Source organism: Burkholderia sp. Bp9143, assembly GCF_003853645.1.
GTDB lineage: Bacteria > Pseudomonadota > Gammaproteobacteria > Burkholderiales > Burkholderiaceae > Burkholderia.
In genome coordinates, this window is record NZ_QTPO01000198.1 from 1 (window position 1) to 249 (window position 249).

2 pseudogenes are annotated in these 249 nt (G+C 58.2%); both read left to right on the forward strand.

Annotated elements, in window-relative coordinates:
• Nucleotides 1-132: pseudogene (locus DIE23_RS39335) on the forward strand (ABC transporter ATP-binding protein); the annotation flags it as partial.
• A gap of 40 nt (nt 133-172) precedes the next feature.
• A pseudogene (locus tag DIE23_RS39340) lies at nt 173-249 on the forward strand (electron transfer flavoprotein subunit beta/FixA family protein); the annotation flags it as partial.

Consider the following 249-nt stretch of genomic DNA (forward strand, 5'->3'; position numbering starts at 1 on the left):
CAGAACGCGCGCCTCGCGCTGCAGGCGGCCGACCGCGGCTACGTGATGGACTCGGGCACGGTCACGATGGAAGGCGATGCGAAGCAGATGCTCGACGATCCGAAGGTGCGGGCCGCGTATCTGGGTGAATGAGCAATCTCAGCCATATTCGGATGTGTGAAAGGAAAGACAAATGAAAATCCTGGTGCCAGTGAAAAGAGTGGTCGATTACAACGTGAAGGTCCGCGTGAAGTCGGACAACACGGGCGT